The sequence below is a fragment of the Xenorhabdus griffiniae genome (genome assembly GCF_001028135.1).
Lineage (GTDB): Bacteria > Pseudomonadota > Gammaproteobacteria > Enterobacterales > Enterobacteriaceae > Xenorhabdus > Xenorhabdus bakwenae.
In genome coordinates, this window is sequence record NZ_LDNM01000073.1 from 1 (window position 1) to 5,900 (window position 5,900).

General features: G+C 50.7%; 12 protein-coding genes and 1 pseudogene. All 13 read left to right on the forward strand.

What is annotated here, in order from left to right:
• Window positions 1-153: 153 nt before the first annotated feature.
• Window positions 154-462: a hypothetical protein gene (locus tag AAY47_RS14220; RefSeq protein ID WP_047770801.1), complete on the forward strand. Its 309-nt coding sequence runs from the start codon at window positions 154-156 to the stop codon at window positions 460-462.
• Window positions 455-634, forward strand: coding sequence for a hypothetical protein (locus tag AAY47_RS14225; RefSeq protein WP_047770802.1), 180 nt, complete (start codon window positions 455-457; stop codon window positions 632-634). Before AAY47_RS14220 ends, AAY47_RS14225 begins: the two co-directional genes overlap by 8 nt.
• A gap of 1 nt (window position 635) precedes the next feature.
• Window positions 636-1,172, forward strand: coding sequence for a gp16 family protein (locus AAY47_RS14230; protein ID WP_047770803.1), 537 nt, complete (start codon window positions 636-638; stop codon window positions 1,170-1,172).
• On the forward strand, window positions 1,169-1,669 hold the full coding sequence (locus AAY47_RS14235) for a hypothetical protein (RefSeq protein WP_047770804.1): 501 nt from the start codon (window positions 1,169-1,171) through the stop codon (window positions 1,667-1,669). The genes AAY47_RS14230 and AAY47_RS14235 overlap by 4 nt, the downstream gene beginning before the upstream one ends.
• Window positions 1,648-2,109, forward strand: coding sequence for a Mor transcription activator family protein (locus tag AAY47_RS14240; RefSeq protein WP_047770805.1), 462 nt, complete (start codon window positions 1,648-1,650; stop codon window positions 2,107-2,109). The genes AAY47_RS14235 and AAY47_RS14240 overlap by 22 nt, the downstream gene beginning before the upstream one ends.
• A gap of 10 nt (window positions 2,110-2,119) precedes the next feature.
• Window positions 2,120-2,587, forward strand: a complete 468-nt coding sequence (locus AAY47_RS14245) for a hypothetical protein (RefSeq protein ID WP_047770806.1) — start codon at window positions 2,120-2,122, stop codon at window positions 2,585-2,587.
• Window positions 2,588-2,680: 93 nt separating this feature from the next.
• On the forward strand, window positions 2,681-3,139 hold the full coding sequence (locus tag AAY47_RS14250; RefSeq protein WP_047770807.1) for a Mor transcription activator family protein: 459 nt from the start codon (window positions 2,681-2,683) through the stop codon (window positions 3,137-3,139).
• 138 nt (window positions 3,140-3,277) lie between these two features.
• A complete protein-coding gene (locus tag AAY47_RS14255; protein ID WP_047770808.1) occupies window positions 3,278-3,532 on the forward strand; it encodes a bacteriophage protein in 255 nt (84 codons plus the stop codon).
• A 2-nt stretch (window positions 3,533-3,534) separates the two neighbouring features.
• Entirely contained in the window at window positions 3,535-4,071 is a 537-nt protein-coding gene (locus AAY47_RS14260; RefSeq protein WP_047770809.1) for a lysozyme, read from the forward strand.
• Complete coding sequence (locus AAY47_RS21325; protein ID WP_047770810.1) at window positions 4,068-4,517, forward strand: lysis protein; 450 nt, start codon at window positions 4,068-4,070, stop codon at window positions 4,515-4,517. The genes AAY47_RS14260 and AAY47_RS21325 overlap by 4 nt, the downstream gene beginning before the upstream one ends.
• A 9-nt stretch (window positions 4,518-4,526) precedes the next feature.
• The gene (locus AAY47_RS14270; RefSeq protein ID WP_047770811.1) at window positions 4,527-4,748 is read left to right on the forward strand and encodes a hypothetical protein; all 222 of its coding nucleotides are present in this window, start codon (window positions 4,527-4,529) and stop codon (window positions 4,746-4,748) included.
• A 1-nt stretch (window position 4,749) separates the two neighbouring features.
• Window positions 4,750-5,250, forward strand: coding sequence for a DUF1804 family protein (locus AAY47_RS14275; RefSeq protein WP_047770812.1), 501 nt, complete (start codon window positions 4,750-4,752; stop codon window positions 5,248-5,250).
• Window positions 5,243-5,900: pseudogene (locus AAY47_RS14280) on the forward strand (hypothetical protein); the annotation flags it as partial. The gene AAY47_RS14275 and the pseudogene AAY47_RS14280, both read left to right, overlap by 8 nt.

Genomic DNA, 5,900 nt, shown 5'->3' on the forward strand with positions numbered 1-5,900 from the left:
GTGGTGGAAATCAGCACCGAACCCTATTTAGTCCGAATTGAACATTTAACATCGATTTAATGTAACAAACTGAAAATTAATAATTTTTAAATATGGCGTAAATCAGCCAGGGGTTGGCTTACGCCAAAATTCAGCCAAATTAATGAGGAAGTTATGAATCCACGTTACCAATGTCCGGTGTGCGAAAAATTCAAACCAGTTGATCGTTCCGCGTTATCCGTGGGCGACCGAGTGACCTTTACTTTCGTTACCCAGCGTCAGTACCGAAACCAGCTTAAATTCAACTATAAAACGGTAAAGGGCAACATCCAGCAAATACAAGGAGAGCAACTCACCGTGAGCTATGGCAAGAAACAATACTGTCTGGACAGGGATGATGTCAGTCCGGCAGGTGCTCCATCAAAACTCACTTATACACTGTTAGGAACCTGTACTTGTGGGGTTGGAGGTTCTGATGAGTAAACTTCAACAAATTTCACTGGTTGCAGCCATTGCAACAGAACTGGGCAATCAACAACCAGGCATCACTATCAATCAGGAACAGTTAAATACCATCATTACCGCAGCCAATACTATCTGTGCGGCATTTGAACAACCTGAAACTCCAGAGCGCAATCTTTGTGGAGGTAACTGAGATGACCCATCAACAACTGATCCGCTTAATCCATATTGCCAAAAACAAGCTGCAACTGGATGACGCAACCTACCGTTCTGCACTGCTGGCTGCCACAGGCAAAGACTCCTGTGGGAAGATGACCTACACCGAGCTGAAAGTGGCGTACAGTGCGTTTGTTGCCCGTGGCTTTAAACGGCGTTTAAACCGCACTCAACAGCGGGTTAAACCCAATTTAAACGGGCAACCCCGTGTGCCGGAAATCGGCAAAATCCGCGCCATCTGGATCACCATGCACCAGCAAAAGTTCGTTATCGATGGTTCTGAAACCGCCCTGAACGCCTTTGTGCAGCGCCAGACCGCCAAAATTAACGGCGGCAAAGGCGTAGCCGAAGTAGGCTGGTTGGATGAATCACTGGCCTGTCAGGTTTTGGAGTCCCTGAAACAGTGGCACGGACGGCTAATGTTGGGCGTTATGCACGTGCGAGGTCAGCAACTGCCGGAACGGCGGGGCTATGACGCGGTGTGTGATGCCTACATCATGGAGAAATTGCTATGAAGATTGGCCGTTGCCCTGTCTGCCACTCTGATTTTCATTTGGATGCTGTCTTCGAAGATGATGCCGCCCGCCAGTTACTGGCAAAAATGGCGGAATTGCCCGGCGGTTGTGCCCGCCATTTAGTGAACTATATCGGGCTGTTTCGTCGGGGAAAAAATAACCTGTCCAACAGCCGGGCACTAAAACTGGCAGAAGAGGTGCTGGCGATATACCCCGCTAATCGGGTACTGACCCACGCCCTCAGTGAAACTGTCGAGCGCATTCGGGAAAAACGGGCACAGGGAGACGTTAAGCCGTTCTCTAACCACAACTATCTGAAAACCGTCTACCAGTCCTCAGAACAGCTATTTGCCCAGGGCAGTAATATCAGTGCACGGGAAAAACAGCAGGTATCAGGTTCAGACAGTCGTGACGCCTATTTCCAGCAGATGAAAAGGATGGGCGTTGATGTTTCAACCCTTCAGGGTGGGGCAGAATGGCTGCAAAAACAGAAATAGTCACACTGGATCAGGTTCAACAATTATTGCCGGAGTCGCTCCGGCATATTGCCTCATTGATTGGCTATCCAGCGACGTTAAAATTAATTGAAGTGTTTGGTGGTACTACATTCCCGTTTGGTCGTGGAAAACACCCACGGGGTCAACATAGACAGACGATGCTGATTGCGGCGATTGGGGCTGATGCTGCGGCCTGCCTGTCACAACATTTTGCGGGGACAGAGTTATATATCCCTAATGCGGCCGCCGCCATGCGGGAATGGCGTAACCAGCGGTTTTTGTCGGAATTCAACCAGTTGCTCACTGAGGGGGATTCGGCATTGATGGCACTTTCCAAACTGTGTCCTATATTTGGTTTTAGTGATAGACATGCGTGGAGTTTGTTATCCAAATATCAACAATCTGATATGCTGGATAAAAAACAACACGATCTATTTTGAGGATACACAGATGAAAGAAATATTATTAATTGGAGTGTTAGCATTTTCTTCATTTTCTGTTTTTGCCAATCAATCGCCTGATTATCAGAAAAAAATAAAAGAATACGAAACCCTAAAACCACTAGCACAAGAAGTCTTAGAACAATCTGTAAAATTAGCTGAATCTATTTACCAAGGTTATCAAAGTCATCGTTATGGCGATGGTAAGATATGGAGAGAACAGCGAACAGAATTAAATGCTCTCAAAAAGAAAAAAAATATCTTAGGTGTCAGAGTATTTGAACATCACTTCGGCCAATGTTCAAAATTAATCAGCGCAGTTAATAGCCTATGGGGGAGTGCGATGGGAAGTGATAACACTATAAGTTTATCTTTCTTTGACTCGTATGTTCAGGCTAAAAAAGATTGTCAATATGTGATTGATAATCCACCTGAAGACAATCCAAATTTACGTGCAGTTGACTTGTCAGTAAACTAACCACTGAACCCCTTCAACCTGTCTAATGCCGCAAAACCTGAAATACTGAACACCTTCCATTTTTTGGCAGGTGTTTTGTTTTTTGGGGAAGCGATGCAGATCATTATTGAACACACCGAATTAGCGCAACTGGAATCCCTGCTACCGGATTCCGCCCTGCAATTGATAGACGTGATTGGTTATCCGGCGACCGCCCGGCTGATTAGCCGTTTTGGGGGCGTGACCCTGTCCGCCAAAACCGGCAAAGCAGCCGAACGCAGTGGCGGCGTGTATCGCCTGTTACGTGAAGTCCTGACCGATGAGGAATGCAATACCCTGATGGGCTATTTAGGGGATGCGCCGTTTTATATTCCCCGTTGTGAAGCGGCGTTCCGTGCCCTGCGCAATGCCCGTTTTCTGGAGGAACTGACCGCATTATGCCAGGAGGGATTATCCCGCCGTCAGGCAATGGCGCGGCTGTGTCCGCGGTATGGTTTTAGTGATCGCATCGGCTGGAAGCTGATCAGTGAGCAGGATGCAGAGGCGGTTCCGCAATCCCGTTTATTTGATTGAAATGTCCCTCACACCTGTGACACACTAAATGACACATCCAGCAGGCGATTGGCCTGCTGAACCCCCTCAAATGCTTCCCTTTTTTTCCCTGCCCTACACTGCGTTCATTGATTAAGCACGACATGAGGCACCGCAGGGATGACCACTGATGATAAATATTCCCATGCCACCTACGGTATTTCTGGGCTGATTGCCTTCTTTACCGGGTTATCCCTGTACGAATGGGGATTTCTGATTGGCGTATTTGCCAGCATCCTGCTGGGGACGCTGACGTATCTGCTGAACCGACGGGAGCAGAAAAAGCGTACCGAGATCTTGCAGCACATTCTGGAGCGCAGCGCGTCACCGGAAACGCTGTCAGAAATCATTTCCCGTTCGCCCAAGGACGTCTAGTCATGGATATGAAAAGCCGTCTTAGCGCAGCGGTTATCGCCGCCATTCTGGCCGGAATCGGTTCTGAAGTGATCCTCGGCCAGTTTCTGGATGAGAAAGAGGGCAACCGATTATCAGCCTATCAGGATGCGGGTGGCATCTGGACGATTTGTCGCGGTATCACGCGGGTACAGGGTGCGCCCGTTCGTCGGGGTATGACGCTGACTGCTCAACAGTGCGATGACCTGAACCGGATTGAAGCTCAGCGTGCCATTGACTGGGTAAAGCGCCATGTACAGGTGCCACTGACAGCGCCGCAAATTGCAGGCATTGCCAGTTTTTGCCCGTATAACATTGGCCCCGCCCGGTGCTTTTCCTCCACGTTCTACCGCAAGCTCAATGCAGGGGATAAACGCGGGGCCTGTGCGGAGATCCAGCGCTGGATTTTTGATGGTGGCCGTGATTGTCGCAAAACCCAGGGTCAGGCGAACGGCTGCTATGGTCAGGTTGAGCGACGTGCTCAGGAAGCGGCGCTGACGTGTTGGGGGCTGGATAAATGAGATTCTACGTTATCTGCGGCATGGCTATAGCTTTAGGTGTCGCTATGTATGTTGGGAGCTACTATCACACTGAGTATCAGAAACAGCTCGGTATCAATCGCGATCAGCTAACCGAAATTCAGCAACTGACCGACACCATCACCTACCAGAACACGCACATTGAAATGCTGCATGAACTGGACGTTAAACATACACAGAGGCTAGCCAATGCAAACGCTGAAATCGACAGGCTGCACACTGCTTCTCTTGCTCATCCTGAGCGGGTGTACATCAAAGCCAAGTGTCCCGTGCCTAAAACCGTTGCCTCCGCCCGCGTGGATGATGCAACCCCCGCCCGACCTCATGACGCCGCTGTCAGAAATTATTGGTTACTCCGAGAACGCATTGCCACCTCAGAACAAATGATCTTGGGGTTGCAAGACTATATCAAAACACAATGTCAATAAGGTTAGAACATGAGCAAGAAACCCCGTAACGGGAACAATCAGGTGTTAAGCGCCCTGAATGAGTTAAATGAGCGTCTGGATCATATTGATGATCAGATGGAGGCCATCCGCGAAGATGCCACGAATGGGGCCATGCGACGCGGGGCGATTGCGGGGGCAGTGTCCGGCACGATAGCGGGCTGTCTGGTTTCAACAGTCGTGTTGTTGTTACGTACCAAAATGGGTGTCTGAGATGGCCTATCCGCAGGAGATGCGGGATAAACTCCGCCGCATGTATATCTTCAATCAGTTATCGCTGGAAGTCACCGCCGCCCAGTGCGGCGTGGCATTCGTTACTGCCCGGCGCTGGAAGAGGGAGGCACAGGAACGCGGCGACGACTGGGACAAAATGCGGGCTGCGCAGACGATGGCAGGCGGCGGCATTGAAGAAGCCGGCCGCGCGGTGCTGATGAGCCTGGTGGCGCAATGCCAGACCACGATGGAACTGCTTAACACCACGCCGGATATGCTGCCTCAGCAGCGGGTAGAGTTATTGGCGAGCCTGGCGGATGCGTTCAATAAGGCCACCAGTGCCAGCAAGAAAATCTTACCGGAAACCAACGAACTGGCGACCGCACTGGAAATTGTCCAGAAACTGGGCGCGTTTATTAACGACAAGTATGCACAACATAACGCGGCCTTTCTGGAAATACTGGAAGCGTTTGCCATTGAGTTAGAGCAACATTATGGCTAAAAAATTCGCCCTCAAAGACTTCCGAGCGTCACTTCAGGACTACATTGTCAGCCTGCGCCAGACCATTGAGGCGGAGTGTCTGGGATTTGATGCGGACGCGAACGCGGCTGACGAACGCCGCCGACAGGTGGACGATGCGGCTGAGGGCTATAGCTTCTTCGTCCAGACCTATTTCCCACACTATGTGCGCCACCCGTCACGCAGCCAGTTGCATAACTATCTGTTTACCCGCCTGCCGCAAATTGTCGCCAGTCCGGCGGCCGAAAGCGATGCCATTGCCGCACCCCGTGGTGAAGCCAAATCGACGCTGGTCAGCCAGTTGTTTGTCCTTTGGTGCATTATCCGGGGTATCAAACGTTATCCGGTCATCATTATGGACAGTATTGATCAGGCGTATCCGATGCTTGAAGCCATCAAGGCTGAACTGGAATACAACCCGCGCCTGCGTAATGACTACCCGGATATTTGTGGCCAGGGGCGCACCTGGCAGATGGGCACCATTGTCACCCGTAACAATATCAAGGTGACGGTGGCAGGCTCCGGCAAGAAGTTACGCGGTCTGCGCCACGGCCCGTACCGCCCGGATCTGGTGGTGCTGGATGATATCGAAAATGATGAGGCGGTGCGCAACCCGGAACAACGCGACAAGC

Coding starts and splice junctions, on each gene's coding strand:
- AAY47_RS14220 (WP_047770801.1), top strand. CDS start 154: ATGAATCCACGTTACCAATGTCCGGTGTGCGAAAAATTCAAACCAGTT.
- AAY47_RS14225 (WP_047770802.1), top strand. CDS start 455: ATGAGTAAACTTCAACAAATTTCACTGGTTGCAGCCATTGCAACAGAA.
- AAY47_RS14230 (WP_047770803.1), top strand. CDS start 636: ATGACCCATCAACAACTGATCCGCTTAATCCATATTGCCAAAAACAAG.
- AAY47_RS14235 (WP_047770804.1), top strand. CDS start 1,169: ATGAAGATTGGCCGTTGCCCTGTCTGCCACTCTGATTTTCATTTGGAT.
- AAY47_RS14240 (WP_047770805.1), top strand. CDS start 1,648: ATGGCTGCAAAAACAGAAATAGTCACACTGGATCAGGTTCAACAATTA.
- AAY47_RS14245 (WP_047770806.1), top strand. CDS start 2,120: ATGAAAGAAATATTATTAATTGGAGTGTTAGCATTTTCTTCATTTTCT.
- AAY47_RS14250 (WP_047770807.1), top strand. CDS start 2,681: ATGCAGATCATTATTGAACACACCGAATTAGCGCAACTGGAATCCCTG.
- AAY47_RS14255 (WP_047770808.1), top strand. CDS start 3,278: ATGACCACTGATGATAAATATTCCCATGCCACCTACGGTATTTCTGGG.
- AAY47_RS14260 (WP_047770809.1), top strand. CDS start 3,535: ATGGATATGAAAAGCCGTCTTAGCGCAGCGGTTATCGCCGCCATTCTG.
- AAY47_RS21325 (WP_047770810.1), top strand. CDS start 4,068: ATGAGATTCTACGTTATCTGCGGCATGGCTATAGCTTTAGGTGTCGCT.
- AAY47_RS14270 (WP_047770811.1), top strand. CDS start 4,527: ATGAGCAAGAAACCCCGTAACGGGAACAATCAGGTGTTAAGCGCCCTG.
- AAY47_RS14275 (WP_047770812.1), top strand. CDS start 4,750: ATGGCCTATCCGCAGGAGATGCGGGATAAACTCCGCCGCATGTATATC.